21 protein-coding genes are annotated in these 22,649 nt (G+C 72.2%); 1 reads left to right on the top strand and 20 read right to left on the bottom strand.

Annotated elements, in window-relative coordinates; translation table 11 throughout:
• Positions 1-96: 96 nt before the first annotated feature.
• The 7 genes from FDM97_RS12895 to fmt all read right to left on the bottom strand — a co-directional run bounded on the left by FDM97_RS12895 (position 97) and on the right by fmt (position 5,624).
• A complete protein-coding gene (locus FDM97_RS12895; RefSeq protein WP_137990553.1) occupies positions 97-417 on the bottom strand; it encodes a barstar family protein in 321 nt (106 codons plus the stop codon).
• On the bottom strand, positions 404-808 hold the full coding sequence (locus FDM97_RS12890; RefSeq protein WP_137990552.1) for a guanyl-specific ribonuclease: 405 nt from the start codon (positions 806-808) through the stop codon (positions 404-406). Before FDM97_RS12890 ends, FDM97_RS12895 begins: the two co-directional genes overlap by 14 nt.
• Before the next feature lie 124 nt (positions 809-932).
• Positions 933-1,982 carry a sugar-binding transcriptional regulator gene (locus FDM97_RS12885; RefSeq protein WP_137990551.1) on the bottom strand — a complete coding sequence of 350 codons (1,050 nt, stop codon included), beginning with the start codon at positions 1,980-1,982 and terminating at the stop codon, positions 933-935.
• Between the two features lie 119 nt (positions 1,983-2,101).
• On the bottom strand, positions 2,102-2,785 hold the full coding sequence (rpe, locus tag FDM97_RS12880; protein ID WP_137990550.1) for a ribulose-phosphate 3-epimerase: 684 nt from the start codon (positions 2,783-2,785) through the stop codon (positions 2,102-2,104).
• A gap of 151 nt (positions 2,786-2,936) precedes the next feature.
• Positions 2,937-4,358 carry an RsmB/NOP family class I SAM-dependent RNA methyltransferase gene (locus FDM97_RS12875; RefSeq protein WP_137990549.1) on the bottom strand — a complete coding sequence of 474 codons (1,422 nt, stop codon included), beginning with the start codon at positions 4,356-4,358 and terminating at the stop codon, positions 2,937-2,939.
• Positions 4,359-4,414: 56 nt separating this feature from the next.
• On the bottom strand, positions 4,415-4,651 hold the full coding sequence (locus FDM97_RS12870) for a hypothetical protein (protein ID WP_137990548.1): 237 nt from the start codon (positions 4,649-4,651) through the stop codon (positions 4,415-4,417).
• Between the two features lie 40 nt (positions 4,652-4,691).
• On the bottom strand, positions 4,692-5,624 hold the full coding sequence (fmt, locus tag FDM97_RS12865; RefSeq protein ID WP_137990547.1) for a methionyl-tRNA formyltransferase: 933 nt from the start codon (positions 5,622-5,624) through the stop codon (positions 4,692-4,694).
• Positions 5,625-5,848: 224 nt separating this feature from the next.
• Here fmt and FDM97_RS12860 point away from each other — a divergent pair, with 224 nt between their 5' ends.
• On the top strand, positions 5,849-6,367 hold the full coding sequence (locus FDM97_RS12860; RefSeq protein WP_137990546.1) for a hypothetical protein: 519 nt from the start codon (positions 5,849-5,851) through the stop codon (positions 6,365-6,367).
• A gap of 293 nt (positions 6,368-6,660) precedes the next feature.
• On the opposite strand, the gene FDM97_RS12855 is transcribed toward FDM97_RS12860, so the two are convergent.
• From FDM97_RS12855 to FDM97_RS12795, 13 genes are all read right to left on the bottom strand, one after another.
• Positions 6,661-8,829 carry a primosomal protein N' gene (locus FDM97_RS12855; protein ID WP_137990545.1) on the bottom strand — a complete coding sequence of 723 codons (2,169 nt, stop codon included), beginning with the start codon at positions 8,827-8,829 and terminating at the stop codon, positions 6,661-6,663.
• A 104-nt stretch (positions 8,830-8,933) separates the two neighbouring features.
• Positions 8,934-10,142 carry a methionine adenosyltransferase gene (gene metK, locus FDM97_RS12850; protein WP_137990544.1) on the bottom strand — a complete coding sequence of 403 codons (1,209 nt, stop codon included), beginning with the start codon at positions 10,140-10,142 and terminating at the stop codon, positions 8,934-8,936.
• A gap of 211 nt (positions 10,143-10,353) precedes the next feature.
• Complete coding sequence (gene coaBC, locus FDM97_RS12845) at positions 10,354-11,634, bottom strand: bifunctional phosphopantothenoylcysteine decarboxylase/phosphopantothenate--cysteine ligase CoaBC (RefSeq protein WP_137990543.1); 1,281 nt, start codon at positions 11,632-11,634, stop codon at positions 10,354-10,356.
• 140 nt (positions 11,635-11,774) lie between these two features.
• A complete protein-coding gene (gene rpoZ, locus FDM97_RS12840) occupies positions 11,775-12,047 on the bottom strand; it encodes a DNA-directed RNA polymerase subunit omega (RefSeq protein WP_005319902.1) in 273 nt (90 codons plus the stop codon).
• A 70-nt stretch (positions 12,048-12,117) separates the two neighbouring features.
• Positions 12,118-12,681 (bottom strand): guanylate kinase, encoded by a 564-nt coding sequence (gmk, locus tag FDM97_RS12835; protein ID WP_137990542.1) that lies wholly within the window; start codon positions 12,679-12,681, stop codon positions 12,118-12,120.
• 49 nt (positions 12,682-12,730) lie between these two features.
• Positions 12,731-13,054, bottom strand: coding sequence for an integration host factor (locus tag FDM97_RS12830; RefSeq protein ID WP_026246651.1), 324 nt, complete (start codon positions 13,052-13,054; stop codon positions 12,731-12,733).
• A 275-nt stretch (positions 13,055-13,329) separates the two neighbouring features.
• Positions 13,330-14,166: an orotidine-5'-phosphate decarboxylase gene (pyrF, locus tag FDM97_RS12825; RefSeq protein ID WP_137990541.1), complete on the bottom strand. Its 837-nt coding sequence runs from the start codon at positions 14,164-14,166 to the stop codon at positions 13,330-13,332.
• Complete coding sequence (locus FDM97_RS12820) at positions 14,163-15,272, bottom strand: quinone-dependent dihydroorotate dehydrogenase (protein ID WP_137990540.1); 1,110 nt, start codon at positions 15,270-15,272, stop codon at positions 14,163-14,165. The genes pyrF and FDM97_RS12820 overlap by 4 nt, the downstream gene beginning before the upstream one ends.
• Before the next feature lie 56 nt (positions 15,273-15,328).
• Entirely contained in the window at positions 15,329-18,637 is a 3,309-nt protein-coding gene (gene carB / locus FDM97_RS12815) for a carbamoyl-phosphate synthase large subunit (protein ID WP_137990539.1), read from the bottom strand.
• Positions 18,630-19,772 carry a glutamine-hydrolyzing carbamoyl-phosphate synthase small subunit gene (gene carA, locus FDM97_RS12810; protein ID WP_137990538.1) on the bottom strand — a complete coding sequence of 381 codons (1,143 nt, stop codon included), beginning with the start codon at positions 19,770-19,772 and terminating at the stop codon, positions 18,630-18,632. The genes carB and carA overlap by 8 nt, the downstream gene beginning before the upstream one ends.
• Positions 19,769-20,335 carry a PH-like domain-containing protein gene (locus FDM97_RS12805; RefSeq protein ID WP_137990537.1) on the bottom strand — a complete coding sequence of 189 codons (567 nt, stop codon included), beginning with the start codon at positions 20,333-20,335 and terminating at the stop codon, positions 19,769-19,771. Before FDM97_RS12805 ends, carA begins: the two co-directional genes overlap by 4 nt.
• Positions 20,332-21,618 carry a dihydroorotase gene (locus FDM97_RS12800; RefSeq protein ID WP_137990536.1) on the bottom strand — a complete coding sequence of 429 codons (1,287 nt, stop codon included), beginning with the start codon at positions 21,616-21,618 and terminating at the stop codon, positions 20,332-20,334. Before FDM97_RS12800 ends, FDM97_RS12805 begins: the two co-directional genes overlap by 4 nt.
• A gap of 4 nt (positions 21,619-21,622) precedes the next feature.
• Positions 21,623-22,594 carry an aspartate carbamoyltransferase catalytic subunit gene (locus tag FDM97_RS12795; RefSeq protein WP_137990535.1) on the bottom strand — a complete coding sequence of 324 codons (972 nt, stop codon included), beginning with the start codon at positions 22,592-22,594 and terminating at the stop codon, positions 21,623-21,625.
• Positions 22,595-22,649: the final 55 nt, after the last annotated feature.

The following is a 22,649-nucleotide window of genomic DNA, read 5'->3' as shown; positions in this document are numbered from 1 at the left end:
TCCCAGTCGATCGGAGTGGCCCCTAGGCATTTCAGCCAGGGGAAAAAGCACGTAGTTCATTGTCCCACGGCCGTGTACATACCCGACCCGGGCGATTCATCCGAGGCTTGCGGGACCCTCTTCGTCCGATCCTCCAAGGGCGAGGAGGACCGTGAGGCCGGTGGGGCTGGTGTCGGCGGCCGTGGCGAACACCTCCTGGGCGATCTCCCAGTCGCGCGGCCGGGCCTGGGCGTAGGCCTGCCAGCCGGTGACGACGAGGGCGAGCGGTTCGGGGAGATCGGTCAGGGAGTCGGCGAGGGCGTCCCAGTTCCGCCCGAACCAGCCGGGGAGCCCGAGGACGGTGGCGCAGCGGTCCATGAAGGCGGCCTTGTCCACGACCCCGCGCAGATCGAGGACGAGCGCGTCATCGAGCTTCATCGGGCAGGACCTCCCGGAAGGTCTCGTAGTGGTCGTTCGTGTAGTAGGTCTCGCCACCCTGCCCGGTGACGATCCGCCGGGCGCCGCGGTCGCGTTCGCCGGGGGTGCGGACGGTGTACTCGCGGTAGTAGCCGCGCTTGTGCTGCGGCAGGATCCGCTCGAAGTTGGAGAAGGTCGCGCCGTCCTTCTCGTACGGGAAGGGCCCGCCGCGCTCGATGAGGCCGAGGGTCGTCCGGGCCTCGGCCGGGAGGTCGGCGACCCTGACGGTCTCGAGTCCCGAGGAGCCGGTGGGGGCGGGGGCGCGGTCGCTCGCCGCGGACGAGCAGCCGACGAGCGCCCCGAGGCACAGGAGCAGCAGCGCGAGGAGGCCGCGCAGGGGCCGGAGCAGCATGCCCCGAAGGTACGCCGCGGCCGCCCGCCCCGCTCGCGGGCCGCGCGGCGCGGGCGTGTGGCACGGGCCGCGCGGCGCGGGCGTGTGGCGCGGGCGTGTGGCGCGGGCGGGCGACCCTTCGGGGTCAGACGTCGTCCGGGTCCTTGCGCTCCAGCGCCGGACGGGCGCCGGGGGCCGACTCTGTCAGCAGGTAGTCCGCCGCGGCGCGGTCGGTCACGAGGCTGGTGACGAGGCCCGAGCGGAGGACCGCCCCGATGGCCGCCGCCTTGCGCTGCCCGCCCGCGATCGCCACGACCTCGGGGATGCGGCGCAGCCGGTCGGCCTCGACGGTGATGCAGCGCTCGCCCAGGTCACGCCCCACGCGGCGGCCGTCGGCGTCGAAGAGGTGCGCGGACATCTCGGCGGCGACGCCGAGGGAGGCGTAGTGCGCGCGCTCCTCGTCCGAGAGCATGTCGTGGACGGTCGAGATGCCCGGCTCCCAGGAGCCGATGGACACACAGGCGACGGTGACCTTGTCGAAGTACTCGAAGGCCCGCGCGATGCCGGTCTGGTTGCGCAGCGCGGCCGCCGTGGCGGGGTCGGGCAGGAGCATCGGCGCGTAGATGGGGTGCGCCTCGCCGCCGGAGACCTGGGCGGCACGCCGTACCGCCTCGACCGAGCCGCGCTCGGCGGTCCCGGCGTCGTACACGCCCGTGAGCTGCACGACGGTGCACGGGGGCAGCCGGTCGAGGGCCGCGGCCATGTGGATCGTCGAGCGGCCCCAGGCCAGGCCCAGGACGTCGCCCTCGTTGACCAGCTCGCCGAGCAGGTCGGCCGCCACCTCGCCGAGGTTCTCCGGGTCGGGCGACTCGTCCTCGCCCTCTGCCGGGGACTCGACGACGACGGCGTGGCGGAGCCCGTAGCGGGCGCGGAGCGCGTCCGAGCGCTCGGCGTCCAGCTCGGCGGGTACGCGGATCTCGATCCGTACGAGGTCGCGTTCGAGGGCGGTCTCCAGGACCCGGGCCACCTTGAAGCGGCTCACGCCGAACTCCTCGGCGATCTGGATCTTGGACTTGCCCTCGAGGTAGAAGCGACGCGCCATGGCCGCCGCCTGCACCAGCTCCGCGGGTCCCATCCGCAGGGCTGACCGTCCCGCCGAGATTCCCGCCACCGCGATCTCCTCACTGCTGTTCACGTACCGCTGGTTCACTTGCTGCCGTTCACACTCTGGACCCGGAGTTCATCCTGTCAGATACGGCGGGCCCTGATCAGTCCTGTCGGTCCTCCGACGGACCGCGTTCATCTGCGTGAGGCTCAGTGGCCACACGCCCACGCCGCCGAAGCGGTCGCGGACTCGGCCTTCGCCCGGAGCGAGCGGACGGCTTCGGCCGGGTCCCCGGCGCCGTAGACCGCCGATCCGGCGACGAAGACGTCGGCGCCGGCCTCGGCGCACCGCTCGATGGTGGATTCGGCCACCCCGCCGTCGACCTGCAGCCACAGCTCGAGGCCGTGCTTGGAGATCAGCTCACGGGTGCGGCGGATCTTGGGGAGCATGATGTCGAGGAAGGCCTGCCCGCCGAAGCCGGGCTCGACGGTCATGATCAGGAGCATGTCGAGCTCGGGGAGCAGGTCCTCGTACGGCTCGATCGGCGTCGCGGGCTTCAGCGCCATCGACGCCCGTGCGCCCTTCGCCCGGATCTCGCGCGCCAGCCGCACGGGCGCGGCCGCCGCCTCGACGTGGAACGTGACGGACCCGGCGCCGGCCTCCACGTACTGCGGGGCCCAGCGGTCGGGGTCCTCGATCATCAGGTGGCAGTCCAGCGGCGTGTCCGTGGCCCGGCTGAGCGACTCGACGATCGGCACGCCGAGGGTCAGGTTGGGCACGAAGTGGTTGTCCATGACATCGACATGCAGCCAGTCGGCACCGTCGACGGCCTTCGCCTCCTCGGCGAGGCGGGCGAAATCTGCGGACAGGATGCTGGGGTTGATCTGCGCCATGTGCCAAGCCTGCCATGCTCTTGGCCACTTCTTTGCCGCGGACCGGTTTCGGACCGGGATCGGACCGGGATCGGTGGGCTTTCGGTGGGCCTCCGGGGCCGTGAGGGCCCGGAAAGGCCGGGCATTCCCGGCCTTTCCGGCACACCGTTCCTCAGGCCGTGCGGCGCAGCAGCGCCAGGTACATCGCGTCCGTGCCGTGCAGGTGCGGCCACAACTGGACATCCGGGCCCTCGCCGAGCGCGGGCACACCGGGCATCAGCGGGCGGACGTCGATCCACTCCGCCTCGACGGCCGGGCCGCCACGGCCCTTGAGGACGTCCTCGACGACCACGCGGGTCTCGGCCAGGTGCGGCGAGCAGGTCGCGTACCCGACGACTCCGCCGACGCGGACCGCCTGCAGCGCCTCGCGCAGCAGACCGCGCTGCAGCGGAGCGAAACCGTCCAGGTCCTCCGGGCGGCGGCGCCAGCGGGCCTCGGGGCGGCGGCGCAGCGCGCCGAGACCCGAGCAGGGGACGTCCATGAGGACCCGGTCGAAGGAGCCGGGCCGCCACGGCGGGCGCGTGCCGTCGGCGGCGATGACCTGGTACGGGCCCGGGTTGCCGGCCAGGGCCCGCTCGACCAGACGGGCGCGGTGCGGCTGCTTCTCGGAGGCGAGCAGCGCGGCGCCGCGCTCCGCGGCCAGGGCGCCGAGCAGCGCGGCCTTGCCGCCGGGGCCGGCGCAGCCGTCGAGCCAGCGCTCGTCGCGGCCCTCCAGGGGGGCGTTGGCCAGCGCGATGGCGACCAGCTGGCTGCCCTCGTCCTGGACTCCGGCCCGGCCCTCCTTCACCGCCTCGATGGCGCCCGGCTCGCCGCCCTCTGCCAGCCGTACCGCGTACGGCGACCAGCGCCCGGGCAGCGTGTCGTCACCGGTGAGCTCCTCGGTGGTGGCGCGCCCCGGCCGGGCGACCAGGGTGACCTCGGGCCGCTCGTTGTCGGCCTCCAGCAGGTCCTCGATCCCGGCCCGGCCGCCGCCGAGCGCGTCCCAGAGCGCGGAGACCACCCAGCGGGGGTGGGAGTGGACGATCGCGAGATGGTCCTCGGCGTCCTTCTCGTACGGCGGAGCGACCTGCTTGACCCAGGTGTCGAGGTCGTGCTGCGAGATCTTCCGCAGCACGGCGTTCACGAACTTGGCCCGCCCGTCCCCGAGCACCACCCGCGCCAGCTCCACACTGGCCGAGACGGCCGCGTGCGTCGGGATACGCGTCCCGAGCAGCTGATGCGCCCCGAGCGACAGCACGTCGAGCACCGGCGGATCGACCTCGCGCAGCGGCCGGTCGATGCAGGCCGAGACGATCGCGTCGTACGTCCCCTGGCGCCGCAGCGTCCCGTACACCAGCTCGGTCGCGAGCGCCGCGTCCCGCCCGTCGAAGTCGCCCTTCTCCCGGGCCTTCTTGAGCAGCGGCGGCAGCACGAGGTTCGCGTACGCGTCCCGCTCGTCGACCGCCCTGAGCGCCTCGAAGGCAAGGATCCGGACGGGGTCCTTCTTGGGGCGCCGGTACGGCTTGGGGGGACGGCGACGTGCCTGCTCGCTCAAAAGGTGCTCCGCTGACGAAAGTGAGAGTGTCGAACCCTCTCAGCCTAATCCCTTCGTCAGCGCGGTCCCTGGGCCGCTGGTGGGGGTGGCGGGGGCGGCTCGGGCGGCTCCACCGCCGGCAGGAGCGGCCCGCCCGCGCGCAGCCGGCGGCGTGCCCGCGGGCCGTCGTCGCGTTCGTGGACGAGCCGGACGCCGTGGTAGCCGAGCGCGTGGGCGATCTCCTCGATCCGGGTGCGCTGGGAGGCTGTGGCATGGCCGGGCCGCAGCTTGACGCGGCCACGGCCGGCAGCCACCACCACCCCTGGGCACCCTGGGCACCCTGGGACGACGGTGCTACGCGCCGACTCGCTCACCCGGGGCGATCCGCACGCCCCGGGCCCAGTCGGCGGCCTTCATCGGCTTCTTGCCCTGCGGCTGGACCCAGAGCAGTTCGACAGCGTGCGAGCCGGTGCCGACGTACACGTTGTTCTTGCCGGCCGCGAGCTCGCCGGGTGCCAGGTCGGTGCGGTCCTGGACGAGCGCGGCCTGGATCAGCTTGAGGCGCTCGCCGCGGAAGACCGTCCAGGCGCCGGGGGCGGGCGTGCAGCCGCGTACGACGCGGTCCACACGCAGCGCCGGGGCCTTCCAGTCCACGTGCGCGTCCTCGACCTGGATCTTGGGCGCGAGGGTGATGCCCTCGGACGGCTGTGGGACGGCCTTCAGGGTGCCGTCCTCGATGCCGTCCATGGTTGCGGCGAGCAGGCCGGCGCCGGCGAAGGCGAGCCGGGTGAGCAGGTCCCCGCTGGTGTCGGTGGGGCGGACGTCCTCGGTGATCACGCCGTAGACCGGTCCGGAGTCGAGCCCCTCCTCGATCTGGAACGTGGACGCGCCCGTCACCTCGTCGCCCGCCATCACGGCGTGCTGCACGGGCGCCGCGCCGCGCCAGGCGGGCAGCAGCGAGAAGTGCAGGTTGACCCATCCGTGCGCGGGGATGTCGAGGGCGACCCGGGGCAGCAGGGCGCCGTAGGCGACGACCGGGCAGCAGTCCGGGGCGATCTCGCGCAGTCGCGCGAGGAAGCCCTCGTCGCGCGGCGTCGCCGGCTTGAGCACCTCGATCCCGGCCTCCTCCGCCCGCTCGGCGACCGGGCTCGCGACCAGGCGCCGGCCACGGCCCGCGGGGGCGTCGGGACGGGTGACGACGGCGGCCACCTCGTGCCGGCCGGAGGCGAGCAGGGCGTCCAGGGCGGGTACGGCGACCTCGGGGGTGCCTGCGAAGACCAGCTTCACTCGGAAAAACCTCGCATGTCGGGGCGGTGGCGGGCAGCGCACCAGTCTAGGGGCCGGGGCGCGAGGGGGCGTACGTCAGCATGAGCGCCCCGCGCATATGCGTGTACGCCCCCGCAGCGTGACCCAACCACGGGTAGCGCGTTGGTCAAGAGAGATTGACCGAAGCGGGCCGCCCTCCTCGTCGCGGCCCGACCCTTTTCCACGCCGGTTCGAGAGGCTTTCACATGGCCGACCACGCAACCCACGACGCCCAAGCCCGGGCAAGTCTGCATCTGTTGGTGCGGGACATCGAGCGGGTCCGGCGGCAGGTGGACGCACTGCGCACGCTCACGGCCCAGTTGGGCAATGTCTACCGCCCGCGCCGCTCCGGCCCGTCGACGGGCTTCGTCGTCTACGGGCGGGCGCCTGCCCCGACCGTCCGCCTCGCGCAGGAGCTGCGGGACAGTGTCGAGACCCTGGTGACGGCGGCGGTCGACTTCGACCGCTCCCTCGGGTTCTCGTGGGACGCGGTGGGCTCGGCGCTCGGGGTCACGAAGCAGGCCGTCCACCGCCGCTACGGCGCTCGGCGCGCGCCCCAGCCGGGCGTGGTCGTCGAGCAGGAGCGCACCCCGGAGCCGGGCACGACCCGCACGCTCCCGGTGGTCCCGCCGGCCCGCACGATGCCCCCGCAGCCCACGCCCGCCGCCCAGTCCCTCCGCGAGGACCCCAGGCCCCCGGCCCTCCCGGGCCCCCGCAACGGCTGACGCGCCGCCTACCCCGCCCAGGGTTGTGGGCAGGCGTCCCACAGGCCGGCGCCCTCCCCCTCCCGGGTTGTGGGCAGGCGTTCCCCTGGGGGGAGGAACGGGTGGGCACAACCCACGACGGCGCCGCACCCGTGGGCACCGCAGGCACGGGGAGCCTGGGCCCGGCAAGGGCGCCGTCCCGTGTGCCCACCGGTCCCGCCCTGCGGGACGGTTGCCCACACGGGCGGGGGCGGGCACCGGCCCGGCGGAACGAGTGGCCACCACGGGGGGGCACGCCCGGGTCCTGGGGGACGTCAGCCGATGTCCGGGGGGTCCACCCGTACCCGCACCGGCTCCCCGCCGCCCCGCGCCAGCCGTGCCGCCTGCGCCTTCTTCAAGGCGGCGGCCAGCGCCGCCCCGTTGCCCGGCGGGACCCGGACGAGCGCCCGTTCCCACTGCTCCCCCGGCGGCGCGTCGCCCGGCCTGCGCGGCCCACCGCCCCGTACGACGGGCAGCGGCACGGGCCCCAACACCTCGGCGTCGCCGGGCAGTTCGGCCGTCGCGAGGAACGCCTCCACCGCCTCCGGCGGGCCCGAGACCGCCGCCATGCGCGACACCGGCGGGAAGCCGAGCTCCGCCCGCTCCGCGAGCTCGCGCTGGGCGTGACCCACGGGGTCCCAGCGCACGAGCGCCTGCACCGGTCGCTGTGTGGGCTCGGCAACCACGACCACAACGCCGCCCGTGCCGCCCTCGCCCTGCCCCCGTACCAGCGAGGCCGCGTCGATCCAGCGCCGCAGGGCCTCCTCGCCGGCGCGCAGGTCGGGCCGGCCGAGCATGGCCCAGCCGTCGAGGAGCAGCGCGGCCGCGTAGCCGCCCTCGGCGACGGGCTCGGCGCCCGGGGTGGACACCACGAGCGCGGGCCGCCCGGGAACGGTGTCCAGGACGTGGTCCCGCCCCGACGTCCGTACCGGCACCGCCGGGAACGCCCTGCCCAGCTCCTCCGCCGTCCGGCGCGCGCCCACGACCTGGGCCCGCAGCCGCGTCGCACCGCACGCCACGCAGTGCCAGTCCGGCGCACCCCGCCCGCACCAGCCGCACCGCAGCTCCTGCTGCTCGGGCGCTTCCAGGGGCCCGGCGCAGTGCCGGCACCGGGCGGGCGTGCGGCAGCGCTCGCAGGCCAGCCTCGGCACGTACCCCCGCCGCGGCACCTGGACGAGCACCGGCCCGCTCTTCAGGCCCTCCCGTACGGCCTGCCAGGCCAGCGAGGGCAGGCGTGCGGCGCGGGCGGCCTCGTCACGGGCCAGGTCCGTGTCCCCGACCGTCCGTACGAGCGGGGCGGCGGCCCGCACCTGGTCGCGGCCCGCGACCAGCGGCGCGGCCCAGCCGGACTCGACGAGCTGCGCGGCCTCGACCGTGCAGCTCGTGGAGCCGAGCAGAAAGGCGCACTTGTCGTGGGCGGCGCGCAGCAGCAGCACGTCGCGCGCGTGGGGCTGCGGGGCGTGCGGCTCGCTGTGGCTGCCGTCCCCGTCGTCCCAGATGGCGACGAGGCCGAGGTCGCGGACGGGTGCGAACATCGCGGCCCGCGTGCCCACGACCGCCCGCACGGAGCCCCGGCGTACCGCGAGCCACTGGGCGTACCGCTTCTCGGGCCCGGCCTCGGCGGTGAGCAGCGCGTGCCGCCCCGGTCCCAGGAGAGCCGTCAGCGCCGCGTCCACGCGCGCCGCGGCCCGCCCGTCGGGTACGACGACGAGCGCGCCGCGCCCGGAGGCGAGCGTCGCGCCCACGGCCCGGGCCAGCTCCTCGGCCCAGTACGGCCCCGGCAGCGCGTTCCACACCGCACGCGGTGCCCCACCGCGTGCGAGGGACTCCACGAACGCGGCCCCCCGTTCGTACCGCCCCCAGGTGCCCGCCTCCGGCGCCTGTGGCGGCGGCAGCGGCTCCGGCGACGTCCTGCCCTCCGCCCGGGCGCTCCGGGGCGGGACCGCCAGCTGGAGCACGTCCGCCAGACTCCCCGCGTACCGGTCGGCGACGGCCCGCGCGAGCCCGAGCAGCTCGGCGCCGAGCACCGGCTCGGGTGAGACCACGTCGGCCAGCGCGGCCAGGGGCCCCGCGTAGTCCGACTCGGCCCGCCGCTCGACGAGGAACCCGTCGATCAGCCGCCCGCCCTCGCGCCGCCCGTCCCTGACCTGATGCGCCCCGGCCCCGAACCGCACCCGCACCCGCACCCCGGGCTGCGCCACGGCGTCCAGCTCCTCCGGCACCGCGTAGTCGAAGAACTGGTCGAGATGCAGCACCCCCTTGTTGACCACCACCCGCGCCACGGGCAGCTCCTTGGCCACCGCGGCCCCCCGCCACGTCCGCGGCTTGGCCCGCGGCACCTTCGCCTTCCGCACGGTCTCCCGAATGAGCGCGAGCTGCTCATGCGACTCACCGGCCGCACCCTCGGTGGCCGCACCCTCGGGCGACTCGTTCTCGCTGCTCACAGCCAAATTCCTACCAGACCCCACTGACAGCGGAACGCGCGGAAGCCCGGCCCCCCACAGGGTGCCGGGCTTCCGTCACGTACTGCCGTCGCTTACAGGCCCGCCTACAGGCCCGCGGCCTTGCGCAGCGCGTCCACGCGGTCCGTGCGCTCCCAGGTGAAGTCGGGGAGCTCGCGGCCGAAGTGGCCGTACGCCGCCGTCTGGGCGTAGATCGGGCGGAGCAGGTCGAGGTCGCGGATGATCGCGGCCGGGCGGAGGTCGAAGACCTCGCCGATCGCGTTCTCGATCTTCTCGGTCTCGACCGCGTTGGTGCCGAAGGTCTCGACGAAGAGGCCCACCGGCTCCGCCTTGCCGATCGCGTACGCGACCTGGACCTCGCAGCGCGAGGCGAGGCCGGCGGCCACGACGTTCTTGGCGACCCAGCGCATGGCGTAGGCGGCCGAGCGGTCGACCTTGGACGGGTCCTTGCCGGAGAAGGCGCCGCCGCCGTGGCGGGCCATGCCGCCGTAGGTGTCGATGATGATCTTGCGGCCGGTGAGGCCGGCGTCGCCCATCGGGCCGCCGATCTCGAAGCGCCCGGTCGGGTTGACCAGCAGGCGGTAGCCCTCGGTGTCCAGCTTGATGCCGTCCTCCAGGAGCTGCTGCAGGACGTGCTCGACGACGAACTCGCGGATGTCGGGCGCGAGCAGCGACTCGAGGTCGATGTCCGAGGCGTGCTGCGAGGAGACCACGACCGTGTCGAGACGGACGGCCTTGTCGCCGTCGTACTCGATGGTGACCTGGGTCTTGCCGTCGGGGCGCAGGTACGGGATCGTCCCGTTCTTGCGGACCTCGGTCAGGCGGCGGGAGAGCCGGTGCGCGAGGTGGATCGGGAGCGGCATCAGCTCCGGGGTCTCGTCCGACGCGTAGCCGAACATCAGGCCCTGGTCGCCGGCGCCCTGCTTGTCGAGCTCGTCGTCATCGCCCTCGACGCGGTTCTCGTACGCCGTGTCGACGCCCTGTGCGATGTCCGGGGACTGCGACCCGATGGAGACCGAGACGCCGCAGGACGCGCCGTCGAAGCCCTTCTTCGAGGAGTCGTACCCGATCTCGAGGATCTTGTTCCGTACGAGGGTGGGGATGTCGGCCCACGCCTTCGTGGTGACCTCACCGGCGACGTGCACGAGGCCGGTGGTGATCAGCGTCTCGACGGCGACACGGGACGTGGGGTCCTCGCGCAGGAGCGCGTCGAGAATGGTGTCGCTGATCTGGTCAGCGATCTTGTCGGGGTGACCCTCGGTCACGGACTCCGAAGTGAACAGACGACGGGACACAATGCTCCCTGGGGTTGCAGCGGCTGCTGGCTGAACAATGTCGGACGGCAGGGGGCTGCGCCCCGCGTCGTACCAAGAACAGTCTATCGGGCGTGGTCGGGCATTGGGCCAGGTGTCTCGCAAGGTGGGAGCCGGACGCTCGTCGAATCCGGCCTCTCCCGTCTCACGAACACCCGTTCCGGTCGCCCGATGGGACCGGATTCACGGGATTTCACTCGGCCGGACCGGTGAAATCCGGCCGCGCGCGAGATTTCTCGGAATTCTCCGCGGGCATGGACCGCAGGCGCGGTGCGACGAGGTCCCAGACCGTCTCCGCGAGGGCTTCCTTCGGCCCGTACGGTACGGGCGTGTCGGCGCCGTCCGCCGCGAGCACCACGGCCTCGTTCTCCTCGGAGCCGAAGGTCTTGCGCTCGCCCACCTCGTTGACGACGAGCAGGTCGCAGCCCTTGCGGCGCAGCTTCTCGCGGCCGTTGGCGAGGACGTCGTCGGTCTCGGCGGCGAAGCCGACGATCACCTGTCCCGGCAGGGCGCGCTTGGCGGAGATCTCGGCGAGGATGTCGGGGTTGCGGACGAGCTCGACGGTCGGCGCCTCGACGTCGTCGCGCTTCTTGATCTTGCCCGGGGCGTACGCGGCGGGGCGGAAGTCGGCCACGGCCGCGGCCATGACCACGGCGTCGGCGTCGGCCGCCGCCTTGAGGACGGCCTCGCGCAGTTGGACGGCGGTGCCGACGTGGACCACGTCGACGCCTGCCGGGTCGGGGATGCCGGTGTTGGCCTCGACGAGGGTGACCCGTGCGCCGCGGGCGGCGGCGGCCTTGGCCAGGGCGTAGCCCTGCTTGCCGGAGGAGCGGTTGCCCAGGTAGCGGACCGGGTCGAGGGGCTCCCGGGTGCCGCCCGCGCTGACCACGACATGGCGGCCGGCGAGGTCGGGGGCGGCGGTGCCGCGGGCCAGACTGTGCCGATTCAGGACGAGCCGGCAGACCTCGAAGATCTCGGCCGCCTCGGGCAGCCGTCCCTTGCCGGTGTCGACGCCGGTCAGGCGGCCGACGGCGGGCTCGATGACGACCGCGCCGCGCCGGCGCAGCGTGGCGACGTTCTCCTGGGTGGCGGGGTGCTCCCACATCTCGGTGTGCATCGCGGGGGCGAAGACGACCGGACAGCGGGCGGTGAGCAGCGTGTTCGTCAGCAGGTCGTCGGCGAGTCCGTGGGCGGCCTTGGCGAGCATGTCGGCGGTGGCCGGGGCCACGACGACGAGGTCGGCAGCCTGCCCGATCCGTACGTGCGGGACCTCGTGGACGGACTCCCACACCTCGGTGGAGACGGGGTGGCCGGAGAGGGCGGACCAGGTGGCCGCGCCGACGAAGTTCAGGGCGGAGTCGGTCGGCACGACGCGTACGTCGTGGCCCGACTCGGTCAGCCGCCGGAGCAGCTCACAGGCCTTGTAGGCGGCGATGCCGCCGCTGACCCCCAGAACGACCTTCGGCTTGGTCACCACTGCCACTCCCCGCACTCGGACGCGCACTCGGATACGTCCCCTAGGCCCAGGGGGCCTGGGGAGACCCCAACGACTCCATGAGACACCACAGGCCCGGCGGATGTTCCGCCGGGCCTGTGGTGAGAAACGTTACGTGCTTACTGCGCCGGGCCCTCGATGGCCTCGGAGGTCAGCAGACCCGCGTTGATCTCGCGCAGGGCGATCGAGAGCGGCTTCTCGTGGACGTGGGTGTCGACGAGCGGACCGACATACTCGAGCAGGCCCTCGCCGAGCTGCGAGTAGTACGCGTTGATCTGGCGAGCGCGCTTGGCCGCGTAGATCACGAGGCTGTACTTCGAGTCGGTGGCCTCGAGCAGCTCGTCGATCGGGGGGTTGATGATGCCCTCGGGCGCGGTGATGGAAGAGGACACTCTCTTGCCTTCCGAAGAAACTTCTGGGTGAGCTGATCCGGGTGATCAGATCCAGGCGATCAGAAAAAGATCAAACAACGTTCATCAAGGCTAGCAGCTCACGCGCCACGTCCTCGACGGAGGTGTTGACCAGGGTGGTGTCGAACTCCGTCTCGGCGGCCAGTTCGATCTTGGCGGCCTCCAGCCGGCGCTCGATGACCTCGGGCGACTCGGTGCCGCGGCCGGTGAGCCGGCGGACCAGCTCGTCCCAGCTCGGCGGGGCCAGGAAGACCAGCTGCGAGTCCGTCATGGACTCCTTGACCTGCCGGGCGCCCTGGAGGTCGATCTCCAGGAGCACGGGCTCGCCCGCCTCCAGGCGGTCGAGGACCGCGCGACGCGGCGTGCCGTAGCGGTTGCCCGCGAACTCGGCCCATTCGAGGAGTTCCCCGTTGGCGACCAGCTTGTCGAATTCGTCGTCCGTGACGAAGAAGTACTGGACGCCGTGCTTCTCGCCGGGGCGCGGCTTTCGTGTCGTGGCCGACACCGAGAGCCAGACCTCGGGGTGGACCTTGCGCATATGAGCGACGACCGTGCTCTTGCCGACCCCTGAGGGGCCGGAGAGCACGGTCAGCCGCGGACGTACCTCTGCTGCCATGCAGCGATTATTCCAGCTTTACGGGGGTGCCTGGGACGGCAGTCCCGTCTCAGGCGCCGGTGCTGCCGAACTCGCGCTCCAGGGAGGCGATCTGGTTGGAACCGAGCCCGCGCACACGCCGGCTCTCGGAGATGCCGAGTCGCTCCATGATCTGCTTGGCGCGGACCTTGCCCACGCCGGGCAGGGACTCGAGCAGCGCGGAGACCTTCATCTTGCCGATGACGTCGTTCTCCTGGCCCTGCTTGATGACCTCGTGGAGGGAGGCGCCGGAGTGCTTGAGTCGATTCTTGACCTCGGCCCGCTCCCGGCGAGCCGCGGCGGCCTTTTCGAGCGCGGCTGCGCGCTGTTCAGGGGTAAGGGGCGGAAGAGCCACGCCTACGTCACCTCGGATGTCGAACTGTCGGATACGGACCGGTGGGGAACCTAGTCGCCCCACACCAGTGGAGCAACGATCAACGTGAGTGACCGCTGAACGCTGACTCTGCCCCGGAGACTAGCGGCCAATGCCTCTCCAGTCAGCGAGAACAAGCGAAAAGTCCTGGTCAGCATCGACCGACCAGGACTTTTCGGGCATATAGACCGGGTTTTCGGCCGAGTTCTTGCCAAGGAGTGAGACGGCTCCGACCTGCGGATTGGCCGGGCGGGCGGTCAGACGGCGACGGCCTCGCGGATTTCCGTCGCGTAGCGCTCCGCGGAGGCTCGCAGGGCGGCGGCGTCCGGACCGTGCTTCAGGACACCCCGGCTGACGTTCGGGACGACGTTGCGGACCGCCGCGCCGAAGACCGCCGGGAGGTCGGCCGGGGTCGCGCCCTGGGCGCCGAGGCCGGGGGCCAGGAGCGGGCCGTTGATGTCCAGGTCGAAGGAGGACAGGTCGCCGAGCGTCGCGCCGACGACCGCGCCGAAGGAGCCCATGGGGGTCTCCCCCGCGTTCTCCTCGGCCAGGTGGGCCAGCATGGTCGCGCCGATCGTCCGGCCGTCCTCGCGGACGGCCCGCTGGACCTCGGCGCCCTCGGGGTTGGAGGTGAGGGCCAGGACGAAGAGACCGGCGCCCGACTCCCTCGCCAGGTCGACGGCCGGCTTCAGCGAGCCGTAGCCGAGGTACGGCGAGACCGTCAGGGCGTCGGAGAAGAGCGGGGAGTCCTTCCGGAGGAAGGTCTCGGCGTAGGCGGCCATGGTGGAGCCGATGTCGCCGCGCTTGGCGTCCATGACCACCAGACCGCCCGCGGCCCGCAGATCGGCCACGGCGCGCTCCAGGACGGCGATGCCGCGCGAGCCGAAGCGCTCGAAGAACGCGGACTGCGGCTTGAAGACGGCGACGGTGTCGGCGAGCGCCTCGACGACCGTGAACGTGAAGCGCTCCAGGCCCGCGATGTCGTCGTTCAGCCCCCAGGCGTCGAGCAGGGCGGCGTGCGGGTCGATGCCGACGCAGAGCGGACCGCGCTCGTCCATGGCGGAGCGCAGACGGGTACCGAAGGAGAGGGTCACTGGGCGGCCTTTCGGGAGTCGGCGCCGACGGCCTCGGCGAGGGTGGCGTACGGGGAGGCGGCGAGGCGTGCCGCGAGGCCCTTGTGGATCGCGCGGGCGTAGAACGGACCCTCGTAGATGAAGGCGCTGTAGCCCTGGATCAGGGTGGCGCCGGCCAGGATGCGCTGCCAGGCGTCCTCGGCGTTCTCGATGCCGCCGACACCGACGAGGACCAGCCGGTCCCCCACGCGCGCGTACAGGCGCCTGAGCACGGCCAGGGAGCGCTCCTTGACCGGCGCGCCGGACAGCCCGCCCGTCTCCTTGATCAGCGCGGGGTCGGACGTCAGGCCGAGGCCCTCGCGGGCGATGGTGGTGTTGGTCGCGATGATGCCGTCGAGTCCCAGCTCCAGGGCGAGGTCGGCTACCGCGTCGACGTCCTCGTCCGCCAGATCGGGGGCGATCTTGACCAGGAGGGGGACCCGGCGGTCGGTGACGGTGCGGTCGGCCGCCTCCCGTACCGCCGTGAGCAGCGGGCGCAGCGACTCGGTGGCCTGGAGGTTGCGCAGGCCGGGGGTGTTCGGGGAGGAGACGTTGACGACCAGGTAGTCGGCGTACCGGGCGAGGCGCTCGGTGGACTTCACGTAGTCGGCGGCCGCCTCGGCCTCGGGGACGACCTTCGTCTTGCCGATGTTGACGCCGACGACGGTCCTGAAGACCGGCACGCGCGCGTGGAGGCGCTCGGCGACGGCGGCGGAGCCCTCGTTGTTGAAGCCCATGCGGTTGATCAGGGCGCGGTCCGGGACCAGCCGGAAGAGGCGCTTCTTGGGGTTGCCGGGCTGGGCCTCGCCGGTGACCGTGCCGATCTCGATGTGGTCGAAGCCGAGCATCGACATGCCGTCGATGGCGACGGCGTTCTTGTCGAAGCCGGCCGCGAGACCGAAGGGGCCGTGCATCCGCAGGCCGAGGGCCTCGGTGCGCAGCTCCTTGTGGCGGGGCGCGAGGACGGCGGCGACGAGGGTGCGCAGGACCGGGACGCGGGCGGCCAGGCGGATCCAGCGGAAGGCCAGGTGGTGGGCCTGCTCCGGGTCCATCCGCTTGAAGACGAGGTTGAAGAAGAACTTGTACATGTGGGGTGTCCTCACCAAGAGGGGGACACCGTTTCCGGTGTCCCCCTCTTGGGTTGCTAGTCGCGGGCCGCGGTCAGGTGTTCCGCGTGTTCCTGGAGCGAGCGGACGCCGACATCGCCGTGGTTGAGCGCGTCGATGCCCTGGACGGCCGCGGCGAGCGCCTGGACCGTGGTGAGGCACGGGACGGAGCGGGCCACCGCCGCCGTACGGATGTCGTAGCCGTCGAGGCGGCCGCCGGTGCCGTACGGGGTGTTGACGATGAGGTCGACCTGGCCGTCGTGGATCAGCTGGACGATCGTCTTCTCGCCGTTCGGGCCCTCGCCCTCGGACTGCTTGCGCACGACCGTGGCGTTGATGCCGTTGCGCTTGAGCACCTCGGCCGTGCCGGAGGTGGCCATCAGCTCGAAGCCGTGGGCGACCAGCTCACGCGCCGGGAAGATCATCGAGCGCTTGTCGCGGTTGGCGACGGAGATGAACGCGCGTCCCTTGGTGGGCAGCGGGCCGTAGGCGCCGGCCTGCGACTTGGCGTACGCCGTGCCGAAGACGGAGTCGATGCCCATGACCTCGCCGGTGGAGCGCATCTCCGGGCCGAGGACGGTGTCCACGCCGCGGCCGTGGATGTCGCGGAACCGCGTCCACGGCATCACGGCCTCCTTGACGGAGATCGGCGCGTCGAGCGGCAGGGTGCCGCCGTCGCCGGTCTTCGGCAGCAGGCCCTCCTCGCGCAGTTCGGCGATGGTCGCGCCGAGCGAGATGCGGGCGGCGGCCTTCGCGAGCGGCACGGCGGTCGCCTTCGAGGTGAAGGGGACGGTCCGGGAGGCGCGCGGGTTCGCCTCCAGGACGTAGAGGATGTCGCCGGCCATCGCGAACTGGATGTTGATCAGGCCGCGGACGCCGACGCCCTTGGCGATCGCCTCGGTGGAGGCGCGCAGGCGCTTGATGTCGAAGCCGCCCAGCGTGATCGGGGGCAGGGCGCAGGCCGAGTCGCCGGAGTGGATGCCGGCCTCCTCGATGTGCTCCATGACGCCGCCGAGGTAGAGCTCGGTGCCGTCGTAGAGGGCGTCGACGTCGATCTCGATGGCGTCGTCGAGGAAGCGGTCGACCAGGACCGGCCGGGTGGGGCTGATCTCGGTGGACTCGGCGATGTACGACTCCAGGCGGGCCTCGTCGTACACGATCTCCATGCCGCGGCCGCCGAGCACGTACGACGGGCGTACGAGGACGGGGTAGCCGATCTCGTCGGCGATGGCCTTGGCGCCGGCGAAGGTGGTCGCGGTGCCGTGCTTGGGGGCCGGGAGCCCGGCCTCGGCGAGGACCTGGCCGAAGGCGCCGCGGTCCTCGGCGGCGTGGATGGCCTCCGGGGAGGTGCCGACGACCGGCACGCCGTTGTCCTTGAGCGCCTGCGACAGGCCCAGCGGGGTCTGGCCGCCGAGCTGGACGACGACACCGGCGACGGGGCCGGCCAGCGTCTCGGCGTGGACGATCTCCAGCACGTCCTCGAGCGTCAGCGGCTCGAAGTACAGGCGGTCGGAGGTGTCGTAGTCCGTCGAGACGGTCTCCGGGTTGCAGTTGACCATCACGGTCTCGTAGCCGGCGTCGCTGAGCGCGAAGGAGGCGTGGACGCAGGAGTAGTCGAACTCGATGCCCTGGCCGATGCGGTTCGGGCCGGAGCCCAGGATGATCACCGCGGGCTTCTCGCGCGGGGCGACCTCGCTCTCCTCGTCGTACGAGGAGTAGAAGTACGGGGTCTTGGCGGCGAACTCGGCGGCGCAGGTGTCGACCGTCTTGTAGACCGGGCGGACGCCGAGCGCGTGCCGGACCTCGCGGACGACGTCCTCGCGCAGGCCCCGGATCTCGGCGATCTGGGCGTCGGAGAAGCCGTGGCGCTTGGCCTCGGCGAGCAGCTCGGGGTCGAGCTTCTCGGCGGCGGCGAGCTCGTCCGCGATCTCCTTGATCAGGAAGAGCTGGTCGACGAACCACGGGTCGATCTTCGTGGCGTCGAAGACCTCCCGCGGGGTGGCACCGGCGCGGATGGCCTGCATGACGGTGTTGATGCGGCCGTCGGTCGGGCGGACGGACTCGCGCAGCAGCTCGTCCTTGTCGCCGGGCTCGCCGACGAAGGTGAACTGCGAGCCCTTCTTCTCCAGGGAGCGCAGGGCCTTCTGCAGCGCCTCGGTGAAGTTGCGGCCGATCGCCATGGCCTCGCCGACCGACTTCATGGTCGTGGTCAGCGTGGAGTCGGCGGAGGGGAACTTCTCGAAGGCGAAGCGGGGCGCCTTGACCACGACGTAGTCGAGCGTGGGCTCGAAGGACGCCGGGGTCTTCTCCGTGATGTCGTTCGGGATCTCGTCCAGCGTGTAGCCGACGGCGAGCCGGGCCGCGATCTTGGCGATGGGGAAGCCGGTGGCCTTGGAGGCGAGCGCCGAGGACCGGGAGACACGCGGGTTCATCTCGATGACGATGATCCGGCCGTCGTCCGGGTTGACCGCGAACTGGATGTTGCAGCCGCCGGTGTCGACGCCGACCTCGCGGATGATCGCGATGCCGATGTCCCGCAGCCGCTGGTACTCGCGGTCGGTGAGGGTCATCGCCGGGGCGACGGTGATCGAGTCACCGGTGTGGACGCCCATCGGGTCGAAGTTCTCGATGGAGCAGACGACCACGACGTTGTCGTGCTTGTCGCGCATCAGCTCCAGCTCGTACTCCTTCCAGCCGAGGATGGACTCCTCCAGGAGCACCTCGGTGGTGGGAGACAGGGTCAGGCCCTGGCCGGCGATGCGGCGCAGCTCCTCCTCGTCGTGGGCGAAGCCGGAGCCGGCGCCGCCCATGGTGAAGGAGGGGCGGACGACGACGGGGTAGCCGCCGAGCGTCTCGACGCCCTGGAGAACGTCGTCCATGGAGTGGCAGATCACGGACCGGGCGGACTCGCCGTACCCGATCTTGGCCTTGACGGCCTCGACGACGCCCTTGAAGAGGTCGCGGTCCTCGCCCTTGTGGATGGCCTCGACGTTGGCGCCGATGAGCTCGACGCCGTACTTCTCCAGGACGCCCTGCTCGTGCATGGAGATCGCGGTGTTGAGCGCGGTCTGGCCGCCGAGGGTGGGCAGGAGGGCGTCGGGGCGCTCCTTGGCGATGATCTTCTCGACGAACTCGGGGGTGATCGGCTCGACGTAGGTGGCGTCGGCGATCTCCGGGTCGGTCATGATCGTGGCCGGGTTGGAGTTGACCAGGATCACCCGCAGGCCCTCGGCCTTGAGGACGCGGCAGGCCTGGGTGCCGGAGTAGTCGAACTCCGCGGCCTGGCCGATGACGATCGGGCCGGAGCCGATGACCAGGACGGACTGGATATCGGTGCGCTTAGGCACGCTCGGCCTCCATCAGGGATACGAAGCGGTCGAAGAGGTACGCGGCGTCGTGCGGGCCCGCGGCCGCCTCGGGGTGGTACTGGACGGAGAAGGCCGGCTGGTCGAGCAGCTGCAGGCCTTCCACGACGTTGTCGTTCAGGCAGACGTGCGAGACCTCGGCACGCCCGTAGGGGGTCTCGGAGACCTTGTCGAGGGGCGCGTCGACGGCGAAGCCGTGGTTGTGCGCGGTGACCTCGACCTTGCCGGTGGTGCGGTCCTGCACCGGCTGGTTGATGCCGCGGTGGCCGTACTTCAGCTTGTAGGTGCCGAAGCCGAGCGCGCGGCCGAGGATCTGGTTGCCGAAGCAGATGCCGAAGAGCGGCGTCCCGCGCTCCAGGACGGCCTGCATGACGGCGACGGGGCCGTCGGCGGTGGCCGGGTCGCCCGGGCCGTTGGAGAAGAACACGCCGTCGGGGTTGACGGCGTAGACGTCCTCGGCGGTGGCGGTGGCGGGCAGCACGTGGACCTCGATGCCGCGCTCGGCCATGCGGTGCGGGGTCATGCCCTTGATGCCGAGGTCGACGGCGGCGACGGTGAACTTCTTCTCGCCGATCGCGGGGACGACGTAGGTCTCCTTGGTGGCGACCTCGGCGGAGAGGTTCGCGCCCTTCATCTCGGGCTGCTGGCGGACCTCGGCGAGCATCACGCCCTCGTCGGGGAGCGCGCTGCCGGAGAAGATGCCGACGCGCATGGCGCCGCTCTCGCGCAGGTGGCGGGTGAGGGCGCGGGTGTCGATGCCGGAGATGCCGACGACGCCCTGGTGGCGCAGCTCCTCGTCCAGGGAGCGCTGGGCGCGCCAGTTGGAGGAGACGCGGGCGGGGTCGCGGACGACGTAGCCGGAGACCCAGATCCGCGAGGACTCGGGGTCCTCGTCGTTGACGCCGGTGTTGCCGACGTGCGGGGCGGTCATCACGACGACCTGGCGGTGGTACGACGGGTCGGTGAGGGTCTCCTGGTAGCCGGTCATGCCGGTGGAGAACACGGCCTCGCCGAAGGTCTCCCCCACGGCCCCGTAGGCGCGGCCGCGGAAGATGCGGCCGTCCTCCAGGACGAGTACGGCGGGAACCTTGCCAGTTCCCCTGGTGGAGGTCGTCATCGTGCGGTGCCTTCCGTCGTCTTGATCATGCTGTTCAGGGTCTCGACCCAGGTGGCGTGCTCGGCCGCCCGGTCGGACCGGAAGCCGGAGTCGAGGAGCTTCTCGCCGTGTGCCCAGGTGACGATCAGCAGCCCGCCCTCGGCGAGGACCTTCCCGGCGATGCCCTTGTCGAGCCGGGCTTCGCGCAGGGCCGCGGCCGGGATGAAGAAGTCGGTGGCGCCGGGGCGTACGACCTCGATCCCCGCGTCCGTGAGGGTGAGCTCGACGCGGCTGCGGGTGCCCAGACCGTGGGCGACGATCCGGTCGAGCCACTGCCCGGCCGTGGTCGAGCCGTGGTAGCGCCCGCTCAGAGTCAGTTTCGCCTCGCCGCGCGGGTCCGGCGCGGTGGGCAGCTCGGGGAGGTCCGACTGGAGGCTGCCGCGCCACTTCCATCCCTGGCGCATCAGCCAGTAGACGAAGGCGATGAAGAGCAGGAGTCCGGCGACCCAGCCGAGCCGTCCGGCCCAGTCGGTGACCTCGGCCGACTTCTGCTCGGCGGCCAGATTGATGAGTGCAGGTGTCACGCCAGCTTCCCGTCCACGACCGTTGCCCGGCCCCGCAGGAAGGTGTGGGTGACGCGTCCCGGCAGCTCGCGGCCCTCGTAGGGGGTGTTGCGGCTGCGGGAGGCGAAGCCCGCGGGGTCCACGGCTCCACGGTATGCCGGATCGACCAGGGTCAGGTTCGCGGGCTCACCTGCCGAGACGGGGCGTCCGTGGCCCTTGGCCTGCCCGATCTGCGCGGGCTTGACGGACATGCGGTCGGCGACGCCGGCCCAGTCGAGCAGTCCGGTCTCGACCATCGTCTCCTGGACGACGGAGAGCGCGGTCTCCAGGCCGACCATGCCCATGGCGGCCGCGGCCCACTCGCAGTCCTTGTCCTCGTGCGGGTGCGGGGCGTGGTCGGTGGCGACGATGTCGATGGTGCCGTCGGCGAGGGCCTCGCGCAGCGCCATGACGTCACGCTCGGTGCGCAGCGGCGGGTTGACCTTGTAGACCGGGTTGTAGCTCCGTACCAGCTCGTCGGTGAGGAGCAGGTGGTGCGGGGTGACCTCGGCGGTGACGTCGATGCCGCGGGACTTGGCCCAGCGGACGATCTCGACCGAGCCGGCCGTGGAGAGGTGGCAGATGTGGACGCGGGAGCCGACGTGCTCGGCGAGGAGGACGTCGCGCGCGATGATCGACTCCTCGGCGACGGCGGGCCAGCCGCCGAGGCCGAGCTCGGCGGAGACGACGCCCTCGTTCATCTGGGCGCCCTCGGTGAGGCGGGGCTCCTGGGCGTGCTGGGCGACGACGCCGCCGAAGGCCTTCACGTACTCCAGGGCGCGGCGCATGATCACGGCGTCGTCGACGCACTTGCCGTCGTCGGAGAAGACGGTGACGCCGGCGGCGGAGTCGTGCATGGCGCCGAGCTCGGCGAGCTTCTTGCCCTCCAGGCCGACGGTGACGGCGCCGATGGGCTGCACGTCGCAGTAGCCGGACTCCTTGCCGAGCCGGTAGACCTGCTCGACGACGCCGGCGGTGTCGGCGACGGGGAAGGTGTTGGCCATGGCGAAGACGGCGGTGTAGCCGCCGGAGGCGGCGGCCCGGGTGCCGGTGAGGACGGTCTCGGAGTCCTCGCGGCCCGGCTCGCGCAGGTGGGTGTGGAGGTCGACCAGGCCGGGGAGGAGGATCCGCCCCTCGGCCTCGATCACCGTCGCGCCCTCGGCGGAGAGGTCGGTCCCCACCTCGGCGATGGTCTCGCCGTCGATCAGGACGTCCTGCGCCTCGCCGCCCAGTACCTTCGCACCGCGGATAAGGATCTTGCTCATGGTCTTACTTCTCCTCGGTACGAGTGGTCTGGGATTCGTTGCCGCCGAGCAGCAGGTAGAGGACGGCCATCCGGATCGACACGCCGTTGGCGACCTGCTCGACGACCGTGCAGCGGTCGGAGTCGGCCACCTCGGCGGTGATCTCCATGCCGCGGACCATCGGTCCGGGGTGCATGACGATGGCGTGCTCGGGCATCTTCGCCATCCGGTCGCCGTCGAGCCCGTACCGCCGCGAGTACTCGCGCTCGGTCGGGAAGAAGGCCGCGTTCATCCGCTCTCGCTGCACACGCAGCATCATCACCGCGTCGGACTTCGGCAGCACGCTGTCGAGGTCGTAGCTGACGGCGCAGGGCCAGGTCTCGACGCCGACCGGGACCAGGGTCGGCGGGGCCACCAGGGTGACCTCGGCGCCGAGGGTGTGGAGCAGGTCGACGTTGGAGCGGGCGACGCGGCTGTGCAGGACGTCACCGACGAGGGTGATGCGCTTGCCCGCGAGGTCCTGGCCGAGGCCGGCGTCGCGGCCGACGAGGCGGCGGCGCATGGTGAAGGCGTCGAGCAGGGCCTGGGTGGGGTGCTGGTGGGTGCCGTCGCCGGCGTTGATGACGGGGGCGTCGATCCAGCCGGAGGTGGCGAGCCGGTAGGGGGCACCGGAGGCGCTGTGGCGGATGACGACGGCGTCGACGCCCATCGCCTCCAGGGTCTGCGCGGTGTCCTTGAGGGACTCGCCCTTGGAGACGCTGGAGCCCTTGGCCGCGAAGTTGATCACGTCGGCGGAGAGGCGCTTCTCGGCGGCCTCGAAGGAGATCCGGGTGCGGGTGGAGTCCTCGAAGAACAGGTTGCAGATCGTCCGGCCGCGCAGGGTGGGCAGCTTCTTGATCGGCCGGTCGGCCACCCGGGCCATCTCCTCGGCGGTGTCGAGGATGAGGACGGCGTCGTCGCGGGTGAGGTCGGCGGCCGAGATGAGGTGACGCATCATCGGTTTTCGCTCCGTGGTGGGAGGTGGGAGGGCATGCGGGCGCGCAGGGGTGTGC

The sequence above is a fragment of the Streptomyces vilmorinianum genome (assembly GCF_005517195.1).
In the GTDB taxonomy this organism is placed as follows: Bacteria; Actinomycetota; Actinomycetes; order Streptomycetales; family Streptomycetaceae; genus Streptomyces; species Streptomyces vilmorinianum.
Note: the sequence above shows the minus strand (reverse complement) of the source record. Positions and strands in the feature narration are given on the sequence as shown.

Excerpts from the sequence above, each read along its gene's own strand:
- FDM97_RS12895 (WP_137990553.1), bottom strand. The coding sequence starts at position 417 with ATGAAGCTCGATGACGCGCTCGTCCTCGATCTGCGCGGGGTCGTGGAC.
- FDM97_RS12890 (WP_137990552.1), bottom strand. The coding sequence starts at position 808 with ATGCTGCTCCGGCCCCTGCGCGGCCTCCTCGCGCTGCTGCTCCTGTGC.
- rpe (WP_137990550.1), bottom strand. The coding sequence starts at position 2,785 with ATGGCGCAGATCAACCCCAGCATCCTGTCCGCAGATTTCGCCCGCCTC.
- FDM97_RS12860 (WP_137990546.1), top strand. The coding sequence starts at position 5,849 with ATGGCCGACCACGCAACCCACGACGCCCAAGCCCGGGCAAGTCTGCAT.
- gmk (WP_137990542.1), bottom strand. The coding sequence starts at position 12,681 with ATGGCAGCAGAGGTACGTCCGCGGCTGACCGTGCTCTCCGGCCCCTCA.
- FDM97_RS12820 (WP_137990540.1), bottom strand. The coding sequence starts at position 15,272 with ATGTACAAGTTCTTCTTCAACCTCGTCTTCAAGCGGATGGACCCGGAG.
- carA (WP_137990538.1), bottom strand. The coding sequence starts at position 19,772 with ATGACGACCTCCACCAGGGGAACTGGCAAGGTTCCCGCCGTACTCGTC.
- FDM97_RS12800 (WP_137990536.1), bottom strand. The coding sequence starts at position 21,618 with ATGAGCAAGATCCTTATCCGCGGTGCGAAGGTACTGGGCGGCGAGGCG.
- FDM97_RS12795 (WP_137990535.1), bottom strand. The coding sequence starts at position 22,594 with ATGATGCGTCACCTCATCTCGGCCGCCGACCTCACCCGCGACGACGCC.